This is a genomic window from Pseudoalteromonas sp. ATL1 (assembly GCF_058933015.1).
Window position 1 is genome coordinate 209,844 of the sequence record NZ_JBZYXL010000001.1, and the last position, 20,157, is coordinate 230,000.

Consider the following 20,157-nt stretch of genomic DNA (forward strand, 5'->3'; position numbering starts at 1 on the left):
AAAAATAAACACGCCGCAGTTTAATCCTGCGGCGTTTTATTAAAAGTGATACTGAGCTGTCACGCGCCATATATGCTCATACTGTGAAAGCGGACGGCCAACCGCCAAGCGCGAATAGGCATCGGATGCTATCCACTGCCACTCGCCACCTAAGGTCCAATGCTCTGACAATGACTTTTGTACGTTAAACGTCGCGCCACGGGTAAGACTTTCATTCTCGTCAAATTGCCAATGATCTTTATCCAATACTTTGGACTGCTCAACCCGTGCACTCATGCGATAATCGTCAAAGGTATGACTCAACATCACAAACCAACTGTTAAAATCGTTGTCTACGCCACGTATTGCCCCCATCGCCGTATTCCCCAACATGGCTTGCACAATCAATTGCGTTTGCGCACTGAGTTTACTGCGCCAAGCTAAACTCCAAAACTTGGTATCCCAAGCATATTGGCCCGTTGTGTAGTTCACGACTGCCGGATCGCCATTATTATCGTACCAATAGGCACGTAAGGTATGGCGTTTAAGGTAACTCCAATGGACACCAAAGTAATAGCCAAAACGGCCATCCACCTCAGAGAATGGTTCAACATACTGGCTTTGATGACGCAACTGCGGCGCTCTTAATGCACTCAATGGCGCAAGTGCAATACGCTCATTCAACACACTTTGCCTATCATGTGGCACAAAGCCTCGCCACGCCACGATGGTGCCCGCTGGATCATTGCCCTTAAACACGGCGCCTATCAAGCTCGCATCATGCTTTGAGCGAAAACGACGGGCAGCGCGCTTTAATTCAAATTCAGCACCAAAGGTACGAACCTCTTCTCCTAACCATGCGTTTAATGCTGAATAATGATAAGTGTACGGCGACGACCAACCTATCGCCGGGTTTTCTAGTGATAGACGAGGATAAAATCCGCCTACCTTGGTACTGAATTGATAACCTTGAGACAGGGGTTGATAATGTAAATAGGCCTCAGTGATACCCAATTTATGATTGGGATCAGGCACATATTGACCAACCGCGTGTATTGACCAAGCAGAACTTACATCAGTGCGCAGTGACAACACGCCCCGAGTGATATTCAGCGCATCGGCTTTTTCACCAAACCTGGCAATCCCCCAGCCTTGTTGCAACCAAGCAGGCATATCCGCAGTGTTGGTTACACCGATATCAACGGCCCCTTTAACTTGCGTAGACATGGATTGCGCTTGCGTCGCTTGAGCAACGAAAAGCGTCATCATGCCCGCAACGAGTAGCTTATTCGTATTCATCGGTTTCGTCCGTTAGAAAATCTAGTTTTTCGAGTAACGATTGCTTGACTTGATAGTGCACCACTTGCTCAATTCCGGTGACCGTCAACGCACTCATCTCTGGTTGATTCAGGTTCTCAAAACGCTCATGCCAAACATGTAATTGCCCGTTACCAAGTTGTGTACTTGTCATGTCTAACTTTACGCGACCTTGCTCATCGCTAATGCCAAATATCCCCGAGTTAACGACCAAGATATAGCCCAGCATCCAATCGTGGATATTGCAGCCAAGCTCCACAACCCCAGTGTGTGTAAAGCCAACCGGCGCTTGTGGCTTATCACGATACAGTTTTAGCTCAAATGGTTTTGCCTGCGAAAATGAATAAACGTGATGCAAAATAGAATCATAATTTGGAAACTCAACCTGAGCACCTTGCGGCACAACCAGCAGGTGGGGGGCAAATGCTCGGTCTTTTTGTCCCATAGAAAATACTTGTTCCGCAAAAGTTTGTTTGATGGGCCATTTATCTCCCTCAAGCCAAACGGCTGCACCTTTAATTGGTTGATTTTGCTGATCTGTGAGCAGCACTTCCAATGCCTGACTAGAGCTACTGAGACAACAGAGCAACATCATTATTTTTTTCATCTGCTTTCCATAGATACCATATTGGCGTTAAGTATAGGCCATGCAATGACTTACTTTGTTAATGGATAAGACCTTGCTCATCCAATTTTTCATTCAACTGAATACGTATGCAAGTAGTTCAGACTTTCCCCTCCCACAAAGTATGCTAAAGAAACACTTATTATGACAACTATTTAGGGATCACCATGCGCTTATTAAGCACCTTGACTCTGTGTAGCGCGTTTTGCTGCAATGCGCTGCAAGCCGCCAGTTACTCCGTGCAATCACCCGATGGCGCTATCAAGTTCACCATTGACGACGACCAGTCGCAACCAAAGTATCAGGTGAGCTTTCACAACAAAGCGATTTTAAAAGACTCAAAACTAGGCTTTGAATTCAAACGTGCACCCGCTATGCGCGATAATTTGCAGATCACGGCAAATACGACTTCGAGCCACCAGCAAACATGGCAACAACCTTGGGGTGAAGCCCGTTTAATTGACGATCATCATAATGAACTTGCGGTTACTTTTTCCGATAAAACAACACACAAAGCGGCATATACCTTACGCGTCAGAGTATTTAACGATGGGTTAGGCTTTCGCTATGAAGTAAACCAGCCTAACGCGCTTTTCATCACCAAAGAACTGACCGAATTTAACTTTGCAGACAGTCACAAGAGCACCGCTTGGTGGATCCCTGCCCGTGGTTGGAATCGTTATGAATATACTTACAATTCAACGCCACTTCAGCAAGCCAGTCATGTTCATACTCCTTTTACCATGAAAAATGCCGATGGTGTTCACATCAGCGTGCATGAAGCCGCATTAGTTGATTATGCGGCCATGACGTTAAACCAGCGCCGCCCTGGCACGTTTGTCGCCGATTTAACGCCTTGGTCAGATGGCATTCGCGTAAAAACCAATGGCCAATTTTAAAACACCTTGGCGCACCATACAAATTGGCGATCAAGCCATCGATTTACTTAACTCCCATTTAATTTTAAACCTTAACGAGCCAAACAAGTTAGGCGATGTATCTTGGGTTGAACCGGGCAAATATCTGGGTATTTGGTGGGGCATGCACATCGGCAAAAATACTTGGGGCAGCGGTGAAAAACATGGTGCCACCACAGAGCAAACAAAAACCTATTTAAGCTTTGCTGCAGAGCATGGCTTTGATGGTGTGCTGGTAGAAGGCTGGAACATTGGCTGGGATGGCGATTGGTTCTTTAATGGCGATGTATTTAGCTTCACCGAGGCCTATCCAGACTTTGATATAAACGCCATCAGTGAACACGGCAAAAAAGTCGGTGCGCGGCTTATTGGTCACCACGAAACTTCTGGTAATGTCAGTAACTACCGAAAACAAATGGCAGACGCTTTTGCGCTTTATGAAAAAGCCAATGTACGACAAGTCAAAACGGGCTATGTGGCGGATGGCGGTAACATCAAGCGTATTGATGAACGCGGCTTTGCACGCTACGAATGGCACGATGGACAGTTTATGGCAAACGAGTACTTAGACAACGTCAAACTCGCCGCAAAATACAAGATCAGCATCAATACCCATGAACCCATCAAAGATACCGGCCTGCGTCGCACGTATCCCAATTGGCTAAGCCGAGAAGGTGCACGCGGCCAAGAGTTTAACGCATGGGGCACACCGCCTAATCCACCAGAGCATACGCCGATGCTCGCATTTACTCGCATGCTGTCCGGCCCAATGGATTTTACACCGGGCATTTTTGATATGAGCTTTAACGGCTTAGGCGATAAAACCAATCGCCCACAAACCACCTTAGCGAAACAACTTGCGCTATATGTGGTGTTATACAGCCCAATCCAGATGGCAGCAGATTTGCCTGAAAACTATATGGCTAAACCGCGGGCTTTTCAATTTATCAAAGACGTACCAACGGATTGGGAAAAAAGTATCGCCTTGGCGGGTGAAGTGGGTGACTACGTAGTCTTTGCACGTAAAGAGAAAAAGCATAAACATTACTCTGGTAACGATTGGTTCTTAGGTGCGATCAGTGATGAACAAGCACGCAGCATCACCGTAAAACTCGACTTTTTAGAGCCTGACCAACGTTTTGAAGCACAAATTTATCAAGATGGTCAAAAGGCCGAATGGAAAAATAACCCATATGATCTCGATATAGTTAAACGTGTTGTAACTGCAAAAGACACTTTAACGCTGAATCTAGCCACCAGCGGTGGTACCGCGATTCGCTTTAAAGCGCTTTAAAAAGTGAATTGAGCAGCGCCAGACGCGCTGTTCAATTTTTTTCTCGTACGTTGTTAAATAGAAATTTACCCAAAACTTACGCTATTTTGCTAACAATTAGCATATTACGCTCATACCAATATTTTCAAACAACTCAACCTATTGATTTAAAAGAACTAAAAAAGTGGTTCAGTACTTGCTATCATTTATGCAAACAGAATAATCAACAGGGAATTGAGCCATGACAGTGCCTTTGAGCGATAGACCACTAGAAACAGTAAGAGAAGAAGTAATAGATCAACTAATTTTGAACTATAGCCATGGAGAACTATCTGCCGATGCTTTTGAGCGCCGTTTAGATAAAGCCTATAGCATAGATGACCAAAACCAACTGCAAACCTTGGTTGCCGACTTACCGCTACAATCAGATCCCCGTTATCACAGTGAGAAACAAGCGCGTATGCAACCCAAGTTTACCGCTTCATCCGATCACGCTCAAAGTTTACAGATCACGTCTATCTTAAGTTCTGATCATCGCAGCGGCGAGTGGGTTGTCCCCAAAGAAATACATCTGACCAATTACTTAGGTAGCGTCGAATTAGATTTTAGAAATGCGATTTTTACTCACCCAGAAGTCACTATTTACGTAAAATGCATTATGGGTAGCGATGAAATTATTGTACCTGAAAATATTGATGTTATTACCAACACTACCAATATTATGGGCTACGTGGGTACCAATCGCGCTCAGCTATCTTACAATACATCAACCGTACAGCGTCCAAAAATAACAGTACAAGGTCGAGTGATTGGCGGCAGTGTTGAAATTCGCGTGAAAAAAACCAAGCTAGATAAAATGAAACAATTTGCCGATGGATTAAAGTCACTTTTTGATGAAAGAAAGCGCTATTAACATAGAGCTCGTTGGCACATAAGCCGTGAAAGTTCTAGGATCTAAACAAAATTCATAGCTAAAAGATCAGTGCACTCAAATAATGACCAACCAGATGGGGAGATAACTCCCCTTTTCCTCTTCAAATGGTCCTAAACTTAGGCTAAGTATATTAACGGCATAACCCGTAACAATAAGCATCAACTCTTTGCTGCCCAAGTAAGAAATGGGAACGTAATACTCCTTCACGCTGCATACCCAGTTTTTCCATCAACTTCCAAGAGGCAGTGTTCTCTGTCGCACATAAGGCGGTTATTTTCATCACCTCTTGTGTATTAAAAAGGGTTTTCACGAACGCATTCACGGCTTCAAATGCGAATCCCTGACCAATGTAGTCTTTGTGTAATCGATACCCTATCTCACCGACAAGACTCTCTTTATTCACATATTTGAACATCAACTCCCCTATTAACTTATCCTCACTGCGTAGGGTGATAGCCAGCGCGAGGCGTTGATGCTCCTCACCACCCCAAGGCTTACAACCTTCTTCTAAACGGGCACGAGCTTGCTCTAAAGTCACTGGTTGACCAATATAACGTGATGTTTGTGGGCAACTGCGATGCGCATAGCTCGCCTGAAGATCTGTCATTGCCATTAAACGCATTGCCAAACGTGGCGTTGAAAACTGCATCAGCTATTCCTTACAACTTTATGTTTTACAAAATTAAACCAATATCGAATGACGTCGCACGGTATAAATAAACGGTACCACGCAATCGCGAGACAAATCGCTACACCCCATATGATCCCCCCCAGATCGGCGGGTTCTACAATAAAGTAAGCATTACAAACCACCGCTAACAGGGTAAAAATCAACAGCTCACAGGCACCAACGAGTGCATTCGCGCTACCCGAAAATGCCTCGAATTGCACATTGATCAACTGCATATAAATCGCAAAATAGCCACCAAATAACATCATGACACAGCCATAAGCCAATAACGCGTTCAATAGTGTAAATGGCAAAAATAAGAAGCACGCGCCACTCAAAATAAGTAAAGGCCAAAAAATCGCCGTTACCGACGCAGCGCTCATATGTTGGAAAAGCTTTTTACTCACAATTGAACCGACCAGTAATCCACTCATTGGTAACATCATCACACTGCCAAATTGAGCAGGTGATAGTTGAAAATAATGCTGTAGCGCAAAAGGATAATACAGTTGTGCCGTTAGGTAGATAAAAGTAGGCACCCATTTAAATGTGGCAATTGCGATAAATTGAGGCGCAACAATCAGTGATTGATACTGCTGAATCAGTTTTTTAGGGTGCAATGAAATCGCTTTAACGACTTTTGTGTTATGGGGCAAAATATAAAATCCCAAAATCGCGATAGCAGCAAAATAGCCCGCTAAACCCCAAGCCAACCATTGCCAACTAAACCAAGTTGCTAAAACCCCACCAAACCAAGGTGACATAATCGCCACACAACTTGCAACGACCGACATACTGCCTAACGCATTTTTCAACTGAGCACCCGAATAAACTCGCACCAGTAATGTGCGACTGACCAACAGCGGTGAAGCAGCGCCAACCCCTTGAAGCACTCGCCCTAGCGAAAACAGCAGTTCAGAATCAGCAATAGCGCAGCACACGCTACCCAGTACAAATATGAATTGCCCAACGAGAAACACCACTCTATCACCATACTTATCTCGCAAAGGACCCACGACGAGCTGAGATAACCCTAAACACACAAAGTAACCCGCAATCATCATCTGACTCCAACTTTGTGACAGTGACAAGTCCTTGGCAATTTGAGGCAAAACCGGCAAAAATATTTGACTGGCTAATTGCGAGCAAGACAACAGTAACATGGCGAAGAAAAGCATACTCAACACACGATTTATTCAATGAAGTACTAATATAAACTTTACTTTAATGAACAAAAACACTGTAATCAGCACAACATTACGTCGCGATAGGAATATATAATGGACTGGCTAACGGCAGTAAAAAGCTTTGTAACCATTGCAAACTATAATAGCTTCACGCAGGCTGCGGATAATTTAAATATCACGTCTTCTGCCATGAGCAAACGAATTGATTGGCTTGAAAAGCAACTCGGTATGAGCCTATTGGTGCGTACCACTCGGCAAGTTAATTTAAGCGAGGAAGGACACCGTTTTTTACCCGACGCACGAGCATTAATTGAGCAATTTGAACGCGTTATGGAATGCAGCCAAGTCGTTAATAACGCCCCAGCAGGCACGCTCAAAATAGCGGCTACTTTAGCCGTCGGCAGCAGTATTTTACTACCCAGCATCCAAACATTTCTGGCACGCTACCCGCAGATAAAAATTCAACTCAATGTGCTCGCGCCAGGCGCCCCACCCGATCTACATCACGATCTTGTTATTACTCGACAATATGACGAATTTGATTCCGCCGCGCACAAAGGCACACGCCTACTGGACTATCAAATGCGTCTGTTTGCGGCACCAAGCTATTTACGTACACATACGCCAATTAACAATATTGATGATGTGAAATCTCACAAAATGTTACTCAGTAACTACTATCAAAGAAAGGGCCACATCGTCTTGTCAGATGGCTCATTGTTTGAATTCAATCACTATAACTTTGTCTCTGACCATTTAGATTCGATACTTGAAGCGGCGATACAAGGTATGGGGCTGATGTTTATTTCTCCCAGTTATATCCAAAAGCAGCTTAATAACGGTACGCTTGTGAACGTACTGCCTCAATTACATTCTGCGACCAAACAGCTTTGGGCTTACTACCCTAAAACGACCTTTGTACCGCTGAAAACGCGGATGTTCGTCGATCATTTAAAGAAAGAGTTATCGGAAAGAGAAAGTAAGGAAATTTAAAATGTTTGCAGCTTGTGATAAACGCAAGCCACAAACAGGACTGGAAAATGCTTAAGACGCAGACGCTGCTAATTTAGCCTGATGACGTTGTAAGTGAACATTAATGAATTGGCTCATCACCAAAGAGCACACCGCCAATGCCGCGCCAAAATAAAACACCAGCGCTTTATCGTATAGCCACACGATGCCAAAGCTGGCTGGAATGATAACCGCTGCAATATGGTTAATGGTAAAGCTCACTCCAGCTGTTGAAGCGATGTCTTCCGATCTCGCTATTTTTTGAAAATAAGTTTTGAGCGCAATCGCCATGGCGAAAAATAAATGATCGATAACATAGAGTGCCGCAGCAAAGGTCGCCGATTCTGCCAATGCGTAGCCTACAAAAACTAAGGCCAAACCACCGTATTCAATGGTCAGCGCTTTTTGCTCACCAATTCTACCAATCATCTTACCTATTGCCGGCGCTGCGAAGATATTGACCACGTGGTTTAGCATATACAACATGGTGATTTGCGCGACATCAAAGCCAAACTTTTCAACCATCAAAAAGCCAGCAAAAACCATAAATATCTGCCTTCTTGCGCCAGCAAAAAACAATAAAACATAATACAAACTGTATTCTTTTCTCAGTATCAGTTTTTTGTGTTGCGTGCTGTGCGCTTTAAAATGCGGAAATGCACTGATCATAATGAAGGTGATCAAGAACCCCAATCCACCCGCTACAACATATACCCATTCATAGCTGGCACTCAAAAATGTCACCGCCAGCCAAATAAATGCAAAAGTGCATAAAGAGGCAATTGATTTTATAGACAGCAATTGACCTAACTTTTCAGCCGCTTCGTCTTTACTAAACCACTGTAAACTCAAAGATTGATTAAGTGTTTCAAAATAATGAAAACCAATCGACATCAGCACTGTGGTGGCGTACAAACCATACACACTCGGGAAAAACCCCGTAATAGCAACGCCAATAGAAAGGATACACAGGCTGATCAAAGCAAAGGTTTGCTCGGCCAATACCAGCAATACGAAGACAACAGTAAATGCTAGAAATCCAGGTATCTCGCGCAAAGACTGCAACATCCCCATATTTGCACCATTAAAGCTAGCCGCTTCTACGGCAAAGTTGTTTAGCAAGGCGGTCCAAGCAGCAAAAGTTAACGCCATAACGACCGTTGCCAGCACCAGAAAACCGAACGGTGTTTTCCATTTTGCTTGCGATTCAATCTTCTCCATTTTCTTCCCTTAAAGCACGTTGAGTAAATAGAACACACATTGTATGCTCAACTCATAGTGACCAATAGGCAACAATATGACAGATAATTTATCTAATAAGACAGATTCAAACTGGGTGACCGTTAAGAGCCGCTTTAACCTAAAAACCTTAGGAAAACCCGTTTATCCACGCGCCTCAACTATGCCACCTTGGCAGCACGTTAATACACATGCACATACATGGGGGCAGCTGGCATACACCAGCAATGGTGTGATGACGATAAAAACGCCCGCTGGCAATTTTGTGATCCCACCTGATCAAGCTTTATGGTTACCGCCCAATTTACCTCATGAAACATTCTGCAGATACGGTGGTTATTTTCGTAGTGTGTATATTGATGGAGATTATATTGACCTGCTTGGACCCGAAGCCAAGTTATTGCATGTGGATGACCTACTAAAAGCCATTATTCTTGAGATCTGCGATTGGGATCCAAATTATGTACTGGATGAACGAAAACGTCGTTTTATCCAAGTATTTATTGATAGGCTCGAGTCTGCACCAACGAGTGCGTTTTTTATCCCTTCAACGCAAGATCCGAGACTCAACCCTATCATTTCAGAGCTGCACGCCAACCCAGGTTGCAATAAAACGCTACAGCAATGGAGTGAAGAAGTCGGCGCATCGACACGCACGCTCAATCGACTATTTAACAAAAGCTTTGATATGAACTTTAGCCAATGGAAACAAAAACTCAGAGGGCTTAGGGCTGTAGAAATGATGGAAGCCGGTTACAGCCAACAAGTCATTGCAGAACAACTGGGATTCGAATCGAGTTCGGCATTTAACACGGCATTTAAAAAGGTTTTCAATTGTACGCCTAGGCAGTACTTAAAAAAATAAGATAAAAGCGATTAAAGCTCAGCTGATTGACAGCAATTAAGCTAGATTAAAATAAAACAATAAAGAATTAAGCTAGTACGTATACTGGCGCGCTGATTAGGACCGCTATGGCCAAAATATTTTTCTTTATCATCACCGTGATACTAAGCACAACATGTAGTGCAAAAACCATTAAGATAGCTGCGATCGATTGGTGCCCACAGATCTGCCCATCTGACACAGAAAAAGGCTATGTCGTTGATTTCGTAAAAGCGCTCTATGAAGGCAGCGACTACCAACTCAAAATTGAGTATTTCCCTTGGTCACGGGCTATCAAATATGTGCTATCCGGTAAATATGACGCATTGTTAGCACCAGCAAAGGCCGAAGCCCCACAACTACTTTATCCAAAATATTCTGTCGGCAGCCAAGAAATGTGTTTCATCACAAACGCACACAATCAATGGGAGTATCGTGGCGTTGACTCGCTCAATAAAATGCAAATAGGCATTGCAATCGACACCTCTATTGAAGAGCTGAGTTGGTTTGTAGAAAATCACGAAGATCAATTTGTATTCCAGCCATACAATAAAGACTACATTCACAGAAGTGCGAAAATGCTCAGCAAAGGGCGAATTGATGCTTTTCTGTTTACCAAAAACTCAACCAAGCATACTTTGCAAAAAGAAAATGTTTGGCACGAATATAAAGTGGCTGGATGTGTAAATAGTACAGACATATTTATGGCATTTACGCCAGCCGCCAAAAAGCATGGTGATGTGAAAAAGATGATTGATACTTTTGAACAGCGTGCTGAACTGCTGGGCCACCACACTTTGTTAGCACAGCAACTAGCAAAGTATGGGCTTGATTGATAGAGACAAGCAAGCCCTATTCGCCGAGCTTAGAATAAACTAAGTATGTTATGTAAGACGGGCAAAGCCCGTCTTCACTTACCTTAAAACAACAAAAGTCCCGTCAAATTTTGCCACCAGTGTTTCCTGATCATAAACACTCACTGGAACAAGGTATTTTGCTTTGCCATTGGTTTTCAACTGCATCAGATCGCCTTCACACTCAGCAATGCACACCGTAGCTTTAGGCTCTGTGGTTAATGGCTTAAGGTATTTAATGTTGGCATCCGCAAGCACGATGTTGCCCTCTAAATTTTGCTCCTTAAGTGCTAAGTAAGTAGCCCCCCAACCGGTCAGTGTCGCCATTGAGTAAATTGAACCTGCAAACATTGAGTTATGTAAGTTCAGGTTGACTTTAAGATCCGCCTTAGTAGAAAACTGCCAATCAGTATAACTCTCTACCTTGATACCCATTGCGTCACTAATCGGGATCGATTCTCGCCATGTATCCTGAAGAACTTGGGTCCAGTCAGGATGCCTGAACCAACCCGGCTCGGACGGTTTTTGCTTAATCATCTTCCAATGCTGTATATCGTCATACGCCAAATGTGCTTTCTTAACAACTTTATAACCATGACTCTCATAAAAAGCCAATGCGCGTTCTCTGGCAAATAACATCAGTTCTTCAGCATTTTGACGCCACGCACTCTTTTCCAACTCGTGTAGCAAACGACTTCCCAAATGTTTACCTCGATTCGCTTCCGCGACGGCCATATAGCGTACTTGTGCTTGCTGCTGCGTATTGAAATGTAAGCGTGCAACCGCAAGTACCTCACCTTCGTTGTTTTTAATGCATAAATGTTCAGACTCTTGCTCTAAATCATCCTGCTCAGAGCCTCTTGGTTGCTCCCATGGAGCGCGCAATACTTGCCAACGTAGTTGATAGTATGCCTGCCAATCTTCACTACTTTGTGGTGAGCTAACCTTAAACATATACACTCCTGTTATTCATTATTCTTGATGATATACGTTGGACCTTACTAAAAATCTCTCGATCTGAACATACTCTATTAGTAGAAGACTCATTTAAAGTGTAAAAAATGCTAAACATTATGGCATTACATCAATGTTGGTCTATGCTGATGTTACTATGCATAATTTTGTGACTGCCAGCGGCACGATCGCTAACCAGTTTGTGCAACAAAGCCACCAGTTAGGCCATTTACTTTACTGGCATAAACATGGCAACGTCAGCATTCAAGTTAGGCAAGACAGTACCTTGCGCTGGTTATTGATCAATGACACCTTACAATCTGTAGTGGAAAGAAACCACCCAGAGCACCTCCTTTTTCCCCACTTGCAAGTACTTGCGAAAATTTGGCAGAATATCCATGCACCACAGCAGGTTTTGGAATTGGGCTTGGGTGGCGGTGCGATCCGAGATTACTTGCAAGCGGTTTATCCCGCTTGTCGCGTTTTATCCGTAGATAATAACCCAGACATTGTGCATTGCTATAAGAAGTATTTTAGCGCTGAACAGGGCTGTTCTGTCGCCTGTATGGACGCGGATACGGCACTCAACGCCGAAAAAAAATACGATTGGATCATTTTGGATTTATTTAGTGAGTTTGATGCGCCGCTCTTTTTGTTTCAGCATCCCTTCTATCGACTACTCAGGGCCGCGCTCAATCCCAACGGATGGCTATTTATCAACTTTTTGTCTGAGCATGAATCGCAGCTACAACGCTTGGAACATTTGCTTATTACCAATTTCGGTAAGAAGCCTCGAATTGAGGCAGTCCCAGATTACGCCAATCATATTATTGCAGTAAAACGCTAAATGCTTAAATTAAAGGTAACTGGCCCGTCATTACAAAGCGATACCTGCATATCAGCCGCGAACTGTCCTGTGGCTACTTTTATTCCCAAAAGCTCCGCCTGAGAGACAAATAACTCATAAAGCCTTTTGGCCTGTTCCGGTGTAGCGGCTGATGAAAAGCTAGGCCGCATGCCTTTTTTGGTATCTGCGGCTAGCGTAAACTGGGACACCACCAACAGCTCGCCACCAATATCTTTGAGGCTTAGATTCATTTTGCCATCAGGATCGGTAAAGATACGGTAATTACTCACTTTATGAAGTAGCTTTGCTACATGGTCATCCGTATCTTGCTTTTCAACTCCCAACAGCAACAAAATACCTTGTTGAATTTCTCCAACTACATCCCCTTCTACTTCAACCTTAGCCTGTGTAACTCTTTGTATTAAGCCTTGCACGTGCGCCTCATGTCTTGCTTTAAATTAGGCCTCACTATAAGGGAAAAGCCATACTATTTAAATACGTAGCTTACAAGCGAGTAGGTCTGCAGCTCTACGGATAGCTTCAAAGTAAGCCTCATTTGCACCACTGTGGCCAAGGCCATCTAAGATGTAAAGTTGTGCCCCCAACTCTTCTGCCAAGTGTTGAACAGGCGCAAACCGGCAAACGAGATCATGACGACCATGAATAAACCAAGTGGGAATACGTTTTAACGCATCAACGGGTCGATCCAAACCACTCAGTTGCAAAAACAGTTCTGGCGTAAAATAGTGATTCATGAGTTTAGCTTGTTGTGTCACACAACTCACTTGCTCTAAATGATAGCGGCTGAGGGCAGCCGCAAGCGTAATTTGTCTGTCCCAATCATGCCAATGCTGCGCAGTTTTATGCTGTAGTAACTCATCATCACTAAACAGTGCATTTCTGTAGTAGGCAAGAATATCATCAACATGCTGCAAACCTTGGCTAAACATTTGATAACTTTCTGGATAAAACTGTGCTCCGGCACCGTTTGCAGAGTATATCCAACTAAGATCTTGCTGTGTTGCCAAAAAACTGGCCCAAAGAATGAGGCCTTTAACCCGTTCAGGGTAACGATGTGCAAACAGTAGGCTCAAAGTAGCTCCCCAAGAGCCGCCCGCCATCACTGCTTTTTTAATCTCTAGGTGGTCAAGTAATGTTAAAATGTCTCCGACAAGGTGGTCAGGGGAATTATCTTTTACTTCATAAGGGGTAGAATCACCGCAACCACGCTGGCTGAATAAAATGATGCGATAGCGTTTTGGGTTAAAGTAATGCGCTGTATCAACATTGAGGCCACAGCCTGGACCACCGTGGTTAACAACCAAAGGGATACCATCCTCACAGCCATACTCTTCAACGTGAATTTGGTGACCCTCCCCAACAGGTAAATGATAGCTTCTAAGCGCCTCACCAATGATATACCCTTGTGCCATTGTCACCTCTATCAATTATCTAGACTAGGACTATCCTCATGTTCTGGCTCTGGCTCTTCGATAAACCATGCATCGCGCTCACCCAAGCACACCGTAAATTCTGCACCTAGTAGAACAACAATCCACGAGAGATAAACCCAAACAAATAAAATAGGTACCGTCGCTAACGCACCATAGATCACTTCATATGAAGGAAAATGACTGATATATGCTGCAAAACCCTTTTTTGAAAGCTCAAATAACATCGCAGCAAACAAAGCGCCGGGTATCGCAGCGCGAAATGAAACTCGCGTGTTAGGCACTAAAGTATAGAGCATAATAAAGCCCACCATAGAAATACCGTACGGCAGCAGCTTCAATAAAAAACCACTAAAACCAGGGATCCCTTGGTCAGCAAAGGCCACCAGTGACACAATGTACGACGTTACACCAATACTGGCTCCCAATAAAACAGGGCCTAGCGTGAGCACCATCCAGTAAATAGCGAACGAAATCATGAGGGGGCGCTTTTTTTCAACTCGCCAGATGCGATTCAGCGCCGCATCCACATTTCGGATCAGTAACAAAGCAATCGCCGCTAAAAATCCAATCCCCACTGCAGTCATTTGATTAGCATTACCAGTAAAGGCACTAATATGAGATTTAATTGAATCGGTAGACGTCGGTACAAAATTATTAAAAATAAAGTTCTCAATTGCGACACGAGTACTCTCAAAGCCAGGAAATGCGGAGAATATTGCAACACCCACCGCAATTAAGGGAACCAATGAGAGCAAAGTGACATAGGCTAAATATCCAGCATTGACCGTGATTTGGTCTTCACTACAACGCTTGAGATAATAGTGCCACCACTTAGGCTGCGCTAAGATAAGCTGTTTAACTTTGACAAAAAGATCAGATAAATTAACGTTCATATACGCCTGTTATTTCAAAAACACTTTGCACATCATAGCAATCACCTACATAATTTACAGCACATGCACAGGAAATAGGTCTAATATGAAACGTTTGACACTAGCCGTAATACTTCTGACAGCGCTCACAGGATGCCAAACTGCTTATTACTCAGCAATGGAGAAAGTGGGGATCCATAAAAGAGATATACTAGTCAGTAAAGTAGAAGAAACAAAGGAGTCTCAACAAGAGTCTCAGCAAGAGTTTCAATCTGCGCTGGAACGATTAAGCACGCTGATCAATTTTGATGGTGGAGAGCTTCAATCCGCTTATGAACAACTCAATGATGATTACGAATCTAGCTTAGCAGCTGCCGAGGAAGTCAGTAATAACATCAACAAAGTAGAAGATGTAGCACAAGCCTTGTTTGACGAATGGCAAGATGAGTTAGAGCAATATTCAAGCGATAAACTCAAGCGAGAGAGTGAAAAGAAACTAAAGCAGACTCAGCGTCAACTTGATAAGTTATTGCGCTCTATGCGCAACAGCGAGAGTAAAATGCAACCTGTTCTTGCTTCTCTAAAAGATAACGTACTGTATTTGAAACACAATTTAAATGCACAGGCGATTGCCGCAATCCGAGGCGAGTTCAAGAATCTCCAAACGGATATACAATCACTGATTAATGATATGAATCGCTCCATTGAAGACTCGAATAAGTTTATAGAACAAATGAATGCTGGTAAGTAACACGTATCAGGCTTAATTCTGGTAGTGTTTAGAAATCTGTGTCATTTCAGTATCATTAAGAAAACAGGAATGACACATGACCAAAGACTTCGATTTAGAACAAGCCATTAAAGCCCTTCAGTCAGGGCAAGATCTGACAGGCAAAGATGGCTTCTTAACCCCTCTTATCAAACAGATCACCGAAGCTGCCTTAAAAGCAGAGCTGGAACAGCACCTTGTAGATGACGAGCAGCCTAACCGTAAAAATGGTTCTAGTAAGAAAACCGTTAAGTCTTCAGTGGGCACTTTCGAACTGGATACCCCGCGTGACCGTGCAGGCTCATTTGAGCCAAAGCTAGTTAAGAAAAACCAGACTAAGTTAACTGATGAGATCGACCGTAAGATCTTATCCATGTTTTCGCTCGGCATGAGCTACCGTGATATCCGCGGCCATGTTGAAGATATGTATGGTATTGACGTTTCTGAGGCTACCATCACAGGCGTTACCGACTGTTTGATACCCGAATTGAAAGAATGGCAGCAACGACCATTAGATGCGCTCTATCCGTTCGTCTGGCTTGATGCTATCCACTACAAAATTAAGGAAGATGGCCGCTATGTCAGCAAAGCGGTGTACACGATCTTAGGCTTAAACGTCGAAGGTAAGAAGGAGCTGCTTGGCCTGTACCTATCTGAGTCAGAAGGCGCGAACTACTGGCTATCTGTACTAACGGATCTGCATAACCGTGGCGTTGAAGATATTCTGATCGCCTGCGTGGATGGGCTGACAGGCTTCCCTGAAGCTATTGCAACCATTTACCCAAATACAGAAGTTCAGCAATGCGTTATTCACCAGATCCGCAACTCTATGAAGTACGTCGCTTCCAAGCATCAAAAGGAGTTCATGGCTGATCTAAAACCAGTTTACCGCGCTGTGAGCAAAGAAGCAGCTGAGATGGAACTTGAGCGTTTAGAGTCAAAATGGGGGCAATATTACCCGATAGTGCTCCGTTCTTGGCGAAACAAATGGGCAAACCTGTCCGTTTATTTTAAGTATCCAGAGTACGTTCGCAAGGCCATCTATACCACAAACGCTATCGAGGCTGTACATCGCCAGTTCCGTAAGCTGACCAAGAGGTAGTGTTTAGAAATCTGTGTCATTTCAGTATCATTAAGAAAACAGGAATGACACATGACCAAAGACTTCGATTTAGAACAAGCCATTAAAGCCCTTCAGTCAGGGCAAGATCTGACAGGCAAAGATGGCTTCTTAACCCCTCTTATCAAACAGATCACCGAAGCTGCCTTAAAAGCAGAGCTGGAACAGCACCTTGTAGATGACGAGCAGCCTAACCGTAAAAATGGTTCTAGTAAGAAAACCGTTAAGTCTTCAGTGGGCACTTTCGAACTGGATACCCCGCGTGACCGTGCAGGCTCATTTGAGCCAAAGCTAGTTAAGAAAAACCAGACTAAGTTAACTGATGAGATCGACCGCAAGATCTTATCCATGTTTTCGCTTGGCATGAGCTATCGTGATATCCGCGGCCATGTTGAAGATATGTATGGCATTGACGTTTCTGAGGCTACCATCACAGGCGTTACCGACTGTTTGATACCCGAATTGAAAGAATGGCAGCAACGACCATTAGATGCGCTCTATCCGTTCGTCTGGCTTGATGCTATCCACTACAAAATTAAGGAAGATGGCCGCTATGTCAGCAAAGCAGTGTACACGATCTTAGGCTTAAACGTCGAAGGTAAGAAGGAGCTGCTTGGCCTGTACCTATCTGAGTCAGAAGGCGCGAACTACTGGCTATCTGTACTAACGGATCTGCATAACCGTGGCGTTGAAGATATCCTGATCGCCTGCGTGGATGGGCTGACAGGCTTCCCTGAAGCTATTGCAACCATTTACCCAAATACAGAAGTTCAGCAATGCGTTATTCACCAGATCCGCAACTCTATGAAGTACGTCGCTTCCAAGCATCAAAAGGAGTTCATGGCTGATCTAAAACCAGTTTACCGCGCTGTGAGCAAAGAAGCAGCAGAGATAGAACTTGAGCGTTTAGAGTCCAAATGGGGGCAACATTACCCGATAGTGCTCCGTTCTTGGCGAAACAAATGGGCAAACCTGTCCGTTTATTTTAAGTATCCAGAGTACGTTCGCAAGGCCATCTATACCACGAACGCTATCGAGGCTGTACATCGCCAGTTCCGTAAGCTGACCAAGACTAAAGGCGGCTTCCCAAACGAAAACAGCTTGCTTAAGCTACTGTATGCTGGGATATTGAATGCTTCTAAGAAATGGACAATGCCAATTCAGAACTGGAATATGACATTGTCTCAACTGGCGATTCACTTTGATGGGCGCTTGGATGATGTCTTAGATATCTAGCCAAAATTAGCTGACACAGAATTCTGAACGCCCTCGACCAAGACTAAAGGCGGCTTCCCAAACGAAAACAGCTTGCTTAAGCTACTGTATGCTGGGATATTGAATGCTTCTAAGAAATGGACAATGCCAATTCAAAACTGGAATATGACATTGTCTCAACTGGCGATTCATTTTGATGGGCGCTTGGATGATGTCTTAGATATCTAGCCAAAATTAGCTGACACAGAATTCTGAACGCCCTCTTAATTCTAAAACCCGACTTTATCGTCGGTTTTTTTATGTGAGTTAAGTGCAAAGGATTTACGACAATGAATGTAGTGAGGGCGTTTCCTTTTGCGCAAGGTGAAGTGAGTCAGTTTAGCTGCTGCTGAGGTACTCTCTCCCCTCAACAACAGCGAAGGTTGATTACTTCACCTTGCGCTAATTCGTCTCTTCATCAAAGTACATAATCTCAGCTTCCCCTGAGACGATTTAGCACTTTTGCACCAAACGCAAAAAAGCCCGACTCTTTCGAATCGGGCTTTCTTTTATGAGGACCTGGCGATGTTCTACTTTCACATGGCAGCTGCCACACTATCATCGACGCTGTTTCGTTTCACTTCTGAGTTCGGCATGGGGTCAGGTGGTTCCAAAACGCTATAGTCACCAGGAAAACTGGAGTGCAAATGGTTAATGACTTCAAGCTTTGCTTGAGCATTTCATTTGCGCAAGGTGAATATCAAGCAACACTGCTGTCGCGACCTTCACTTTGCTTAAATCTGGAAAAATTCTGATAATTCGTAAAAATCTACTTTAGTTAATACTAACTTCTGTCGCTTAAACCACTTTGGCGTTGTATGGTTAAGCCTCACGGGTAATTAGTACTGGTTAGCTTAACGTATCACTACGCTTCCACACCCAGCCTATCAACGTTATAGTCTTCAACGGCCCTTCAGTTAACTTAAAGTTAAAGTGAGAACTCATCTCGAGGCTCGCTTCCCGCTTAGATGCTTTCAGCGGTTATCGATCCCGAACGTAGCTACCGGGCAATGCAATTGGCATCACAACCCGAACACCAGCGGTTCGTCCACTCCGGTCCTCTCGTACTAGGAGCAGCCCCTCTCAATTCTCAAACGCCCACGGCAGATAGGGACCGAACTGTCTCACGACGTTCTAAACCCAGCTCGCGTACCACTTTAAATGGCGAACAGCCATACCCTTGGGACCGACTTCAGCCCCAGGATGTGATGAGCCGACATCGAGGTGCCAAACACCGCCGTCGATATGAACTCTTGGGCGGTATCAGCCTGTTATCCCCGGAGTACCTTTTATCCGTTGAGCGATGGCCCTTCCATTCAGAACCACCGGATCACTATGACCTACTTTCGTACCTGCTCGACGTGTCTGTCTCGCAGTTAAGCTGGCTTCTACCATTACACTAACCGTACGATGTCCGACCGTACTTAGCCAACCTTCGTGCTCCTCCGTTACTCTTTGGGAGGAGACCGCCCCAGTCAAACTACCCACCAGGCACTGTCCTCAATCCCGATAAGGGACCTAAGTTAGAACATCAAACATACAAGGGTGGTATTTCAAGGTCGGCTCCACGATGACTGGCGTCACCGCTTCAAAGCCTCCCACCTATCCTACACATGTAGGCTCAATGTTCAGTGCCAAGCTGTAGTAAAGGTTCACGGGGTCTTTCCGTCTAGCCGCGGGTACACAGCATCTTCACTGCGATTTCAATTTCACTGAGTCTCGGGTGGAGACAGCGTGGCCATGGTTACACCATTCGTGCAGGTCGGAACTTACCCGACAAGGAATTTCGCTACCTTAGGACCGTTATAGTTACGGCCGCCGTTTACCGGGGCTTCGATCAAGAGCTTCGACTTACGTCTAACCCCATCAATTAACCTTCCGGCACCGGGCAGGTGTCACACCGTATACGTCATCTTACGATTTTGCACAGTGCTGTGTTTTTAATAAACAGTCCCAGCCACCTGGTCACTGCGGCTGTCGTCAGCTTAAGGAGTAAAT

At 44.3% G+C, this 20,157-nt stretch carries 16 protein-coding genes, 2 rRNA genes and 3 pseudogenes (1 of these 21 cut by a window edge); 10 read left to right on the forward strand and 11 right to left on the reverse strand.

Going from position 1 to position 20,157, the window contains the following annotated elements; all coding sequences use genetic code 11:
- Positions 1–39: 39 nt before the first annotated feature.
- Positions 40–1,278 carry a hypothetical protein gene (locus AC5FX4_RS00875; protein ID WP_493604680.1) on the reverse strand — a complete coding sequence of 413 codons (1,239 nt, stop codon included), beginning with the start codon at positions 1,276–1,278 and terminating at the stop codon, positions 40–42.
- On the reverse strand, positions 1,265–1,903 hold the full coding sequence (locus AC5FX4_RS00880) for a methylamine utilization protein (protein ID WP_493604681.1): 639 nt from the start codon (positions 1,901–1,903) through the stop codon (positions 1,265–1,267). Before AC5FX4_RS00880 ends, AC5FX4_RS00875 begins: the two co-directional genes overlap by 14 nt.
- Before the next feature lie 185 nt (positions 1,904–2,088).
- On the opposite strand from AC5FX4_RS00880, the pseudogene AC5FX4_RS00885 reads away from it, so the two are divergent.
- Together AC5FX4_RS00885 and AC5FX4_RS00890 are read left to right on the forward strand one after the other, a co-directional pair.
- Positions 2,089–4,132 (forward strand): annotated as a pseudogene (locus AC5FX4_RS00885) (glycoside hydrolase family 97 protein).
- A 220-nt stretch (positions 4,133–4,352) separates the two neighbouring features.
- On the forward strand, positions 4,353–5,024 hold the full coding sequence (locus AC5FX4_RS00890) for a DUF1707 SHOCT-like domain-containing protein (protein ID WP_493604682.1): 672 nt from the start codon (positions 4,353–4,355) through the stop codon (positions 5,022–5,024).
- Positions 5,025–5,175: 151 nt separating this feature from the next.
- Here AC5FX4_RS00890 and AC5FX4_RS00895 read toward each other — a convergent pair whose 3' ends face one another.
- Both AC5FX4_RS00895 and AC5FX4_RS00900 read right to left on the reverse strand, forming a co-directional pair.
- On the reverse strand, positions 5,176–5,694 hold the full coding sequence (locus AC5FX4_RS00895) for a GNAT family N-acetyltransferase (RefSeq protein WP_493604683.1): 519 nt from the start codon (positions 5,692–5,694) through the stop codon (positions 5,176–5,178).
- Complete coding sequence (locus AC5FX4_RS00900; protein ID WP_493607747.1) at positions 5,694–6,893, reverse strand: MFS transporter; 1,200 nt, start codon at positions 6,891–6,893, stop codon at positions 5,694–5,696. The genes AC5FX4_RS00895 and AC5FX4_RS00900 overlap by 1 nt, the downstream gene beginning before the upstream one ends.
- Positions 6,894–6,995: 102 nt before the next feature.
- Here AC5FX4_RS00900 and AC5FX4_RS00905 point away from each other — a divergent pair, with 102 nt between their 5' ends.
- On the forward strand, positions 6,996–7,895 hold the full coding sequence (locus AC5FX4_RS00905; protein ID WP_493604684.1) for a LysR family transcriptional regulator: 900 nt from the start codon (positions 6,996–6,998) through the stop codon (positions 7,893–7,895).
- 51 nt (positions 7,896–7,946) lie between these two features.
- Here the strand turns inward: AC5FX4_RS00905 and AC5FX4_RS00910 are convergent, their stop codons facing one another.
- A complete protein-coding gene (locus AC5FX4_RS00910; protein WP_493604685.1) occupies positions 7,947–9,134 on the reverse strand; it encodes an MFS transporter in 1,188 nt (395 codons plus the stop codon).
- Positions 9,135–9,210: 76 nt separating this feature from the next.
- On the opposite strand from AC5FX4_RS00910, the gene AC5FX4_RS00915 reads away from it, so the two are divergent.
- Together AC5FX4_RS00915 and AC5FX4_RS00920 are read left to right on the forward strand one after the other, a co-directional pair.
- Positions 9,211–10,017, forward strand: a complete 807-nt coding sequence (locus AC5FX4_RS00915) for an AraC family transcriptional regulator (protein WP_493604686.1) — start codon at positions 9,211–9,213, stop codon at positions 10,015–10,017.
- A 107-nt stretch (positions 10,018–10,124) separates the two neighbouring features.
- Positions 10,125–10,871 carry a substrate-binding periplasmic protein gene (locus AC5FX4_RS00920; RefSeq protein WP_493604687.1) on the forward strand — a complete coding sequence of 249 codons (747 nt, stop codon included), beginning with the start codon at positions 10,125–10,127 and terminating at the stop codon, positions 10,869–10,871.
- Positions 10,872–10,949: 78 nt separating this feature from the next.
- Here the strand turns inward: AC5FX4_RS00920 and AC5FX4_RS00925 are convergent, their stop codons facing one another.
- Positions 10,950–11,843 carry a bifunctional GNAT family N-acetyltransferase/hotdog fold thioesterase gene (locus AC5FX4_RS00925; RefSeq protein ID WP_493604688.1) on the reverse strand — a complete coding sequence of 298 codons (894 nt, stop codon included), beginning with the start codon at positions 11,841–11,843 and terminating at the stop codon, positions 10,950–10,952.
- Positions 11,844–12,000: 157 nt separating this feature from the next.
- On the opposite strand from AC5FX4_RS00925, the gene AC5FX4_RS00930 reads away from it, so the two are divergent.
- Entirely contained in the window at positions 12,001–12,690 is a 690-nt protein-coding gene (locus AC5FX4_RS00930; RefSeq protein WP_493607748.1) for a spermidine synthase, read from the forward strand.
- On the opposite strand, the gene dtd is transcribed toward AC5FX4_RS00930, so the two are convergent.
- From dtd to AC5FX4_RS00945, 3 genes are read right to left on the reverse strand one after another with little or no spacing between them, the layout of a single operon-like run.
- A complete protein-coding gene (dtd, locus tag AC5FX4_RS00935) occupies positions 12,687–13,124 on the reverse strand; it encodes a D-aminoacyl-tRNA deacylase (RefSeq protein ID WP_493604689.1) in 438 nt (145 codons plus the stop codon). The two genes, AC5FX4_RS00930 and dtd, sit on opposite strands and share 4 nt — an antisense overlap.
- Before the next feature lie 57 nt (positions 13,125–13,181).
- Entirely contained in the window at positions 13,182–14,123 is a 942-nt protein-coding gene (locus tag AC5FX4_RS00940; protein WP_493604690.1) for an alpha/beta fold hydrolase, read from the reverse strand.
- A gap of 11 nt (positions 14,124–14,134) precedes the next feature.
- Complete coding sequence (locus AC5FX4_RS00945; RefSeq protein WP_493604691.1) at positions 14,135–15,037, reverse strand: virulence factor BrkB family protein; 903 nt, start codon at positions 15,035–15,037, stop codon at positions 14,135–14,137.
- Between the two features lie 85 nt (positions 15,038–15,122).
- Here AC5FX4_RS00945 and AC5FX4_RS00950 point away from each other — a divergent pair, with 85 nt between their 5' ends.
- From AC5FX4_RS00950 to AC5FX4_RS00965, 4 genes and pseudogenes are all read left to right on the forward strand, one after another.
- Positions 15,123–15,767: a DUF2959 domain-containing protein gene (locus AC5FX4_RS00950; protein WP_493604692.1), complete on the forward strand. Its 645-nt coding sequence runs from the start codon at positions 15,123–15,125 to the stop codon at positions 15,765–15,767.
- Between the two features lie 76 nt (positions 15,768–15,843).
- A pseudogene (locus AC5FX4_RS00955) lies at positions 15,844–16,881 on the forward strand (IS256 family transposase); the annotation flags it as partial.
- A gap of 57 nt (positions 16,882–16,938) precedes the next feature.
- On the forward strand, positions 16,939–18,141 hold the full coding sequence (locus tag AC5FX4_RS00960; protein ID WP_493604693.1) for an IS256 family transposase: 1,203 nt from the start codon (positions 16,939–16,941) through the stop codon (positions 18,139–18,141).
- A 36-nt stretch (positions 18,142–18,177) separates the two neighbouring features.
- A pseudogene (locus AC5FX4_RS00965) lies at positions 18,178–18,348 on the forward strand (IS256 family transposase); the annotation flags it as partial.
- A 328-nt stretch (positions 18,349–18,676) separates the two neighbouring features.
- Here AC5FX4_RS00965 and rrf read toward each other — a convergent pair.
- Both rrf and AC5FX4_RS00975 read right to left on the reverse strand, forming a co-directional pair.
- A 5S ribosomal RNA gene (rrf, locus tag AC5FX4_RS00970) occupies positions 18,677–18,791 on the reverse strand.
- A gap of 186 nt (positions 18,792–18,977) precedes the next feature.
- Positions 18,978–20,157: ribosomal RNA gene (locus AC5FX4_RS00975) — 23S ribosomal RNA — on the reverse strand (it continues 1,703 nt past the right edge of the window).

Coding starts and splice junctions, on each gene's coding strand:
- AC5FX4_RS00940 (WP_493604690.1), bottom strand. CDS start 14,123: ATGGCACAAGGGTATATCATTGGTGAGGCGCTTAGAAGCTATCATTTA.
- AC5FX4_RS00930 (WP_493607748.1), top strand. CDS start 12,001: ATGCATAATTTTGTGACTGCCAGCGGCACGATCGCTAACCAGTTTGTG.
- AC5FX4_RS00910 (WP_493604685.1), bottom strand. CDS start 9,134: ATGGAGAAGATTGAATCGCAAGCAAAATGGAAAACACCGTTCGGTTTT.
- AC5FX4_RS00915 (WP_493604686.1), top strand. CDS start 9,211: ATGACAGATAATTTATCTAATAAGACAGATTCAAACTGGGTGACCGTT.
- AC5FX4_RS00875 (WP_493604680.1), bottom strand. CDS start 1,278: ATGAATACGAATAAGCTACTCGTTGCGGGCATGATGACGCTTTTCGTT.
- AC5FX4_RS00920 (WP_493604687.1), top strand. CDS start 10,125: ATGGCCAAAATATTTTTCTTTATCATCACCGTGATACTAAGCACAACA.
- AC5FX4_RS00880 (WP_493604681.1), bottom strand. CDS start 1,903: ATGAAAAAAATAATGATGTTGCTCTGTTGTCTCAGTAGCTCTAGTCAG.
- AC5FX4_RS00925 (WP_493604688.1), bottom strand. CDS start 11,843: ATGTTTAAGGTTAGCTCACCACAAAGTAGTGAAGATTGGCAGGCATAC.
- AC5FX4_RS00950 (WP_493604692.1), top strand. CDS start 15,123: ATGAAACGTTTGACACTAGCCGTAATACTTCTGACAGCGCTCACAGGA.
- AC5FX4_RS00895 (WP_493604683.1), bottom strand. CDS start 5,694: ATGCAGTTTTCAACGCCACGTTTGGCAATGCGTTTAATGGCAATGACA.
- AC5FX4_RS00905 (WP_493604684.1), top strand. CDS start 6,996: ATGGACTGGCTAACGGCAGTAAAAAGCTTTGTAACCATTGCAAACTAT.
- AC5FX4_RS00945 (WP_493604691.1), bottom strand. CDS start 15,037: ATGAACGTTAATTTATCTGATCTTTTTGTCAAAGTTAAACAGCTTATC.
- AC5FX4_RS00960 (WP_493604693.1), top strand. CDS start 16,939: ATGACCAAAGACTTCGATTTAGAACAAGCCATTAAAGCCCTTCAGTCA.
- AC5FX4_RS00890 (WP_493604682.1), top strand. CDS start 4,353: ATGACAGTGCCTTTGAGCGATAGACCACTAGAAACAGTAAGAGAAGAA.
- AC5FX4_RS00900 (WP_493607747.1), bottom strand. CDS start 6,893: ATGCTTTTCTTCGCCATGTTACTGTTGTCTTGCTCGCAATTAGCCAGT.